The sequence below is a fragment of the Kitasatospora putterlickiae genome (assembly GCF_039527695.1).
GTDB lineage: Bacteria > Actinomycetota > Actinomycetes > Streptomycetales > Streptomycetaceae > Kitasatospora > Kitasatospora putterlickiae.
Window position 1 is genome coordinate 7,479 of the sequence record NZ_BAAAKJ010000253.1, and the last position, 799, is coordinate 8,277.

A 799-nucleotide genomic window follows, 5' to 3' on the forward strand; every position below is an offset into this window, starting at 1 on the left:
CGGTCGACGGCGAGGGCGTCGGCGTCGTCGGTGGAGCCGAAGCGGCTGCCGAGCGAGAGGTTGAGGACGTCGAGGCGGTCGCTCGGGTCGCCGTCGCCGTTGGGGTCGGCGGCCAGGTCGAGGGCCTGGCCGAGCTGGTCGGTGGAGCCGTCGCAGCCGAAGACCCGGATCGCGTACAGCTGGGCGCCGGGCGCGGCACCGGGGCCGACCTTGAAGCCGGCCGGGTCGAGGCCGGGCCGGTAGGGGCCGCCGTAGGGCCGGCCGTCGGCGGTGACGCCGAGGCCGGCGGCGGTGCCGGCGACATGGGTGCCGTGGCCGTTGCGGTCGCAGTCGATCGGGTTGTCGTCGGGGTGCGGGTCGGGCTGGTAGTGGGGGGCGCCCGGGTCGGGCTGGTAGTCGTCGCCGACCAGGTCGCGGCCGCCGATCACCTTGGCGCTGGGGAAGAGCCCGGCGGGTGCGGGCGCGGCGCCGTCGACGGACCGGAACGCCTCCTCGGTGCCGGGGCCGCCGAAGTCGGCGTGGGTGTAGTCGATGCCGCTGTCGGCGACGCCGATCCGCACGCCCTGCCCGGTGGTGCCCGCGGCCCCGCCGTCGGACGAGCCGCCGGCCCAGACCGAGGGCGCGCCGGTGACCGGCACCGAGTGGGCGTTGACCCGCCGCTTGCGGACGATCGGGTGCACGGCCGCGACCCCGGGCAGGGTGCGCAGCGCGGGCAGCCGGTCGGGCGGCGCGCTCACCGCGAGGCCGGTGACCAGGGTGCGGACGCGGTACAGCTCCCGGGCGTCGGGCGCGGCGCCGT

At 78.3% G+C, this 799-nt stretch carries 1 protein-coding gene; it reads right to left on the bottom strand.

All coding sequences use genetic code 11. The annotated features are described in order from the left end of the window. Positions 1-799: S8 family serine peptidase (locus tag ABD308_RS25475; RefSeq protein ID WP_344338915.1), on the bottom strand; the 799-nt coding region annotated here is incomplete at both ends.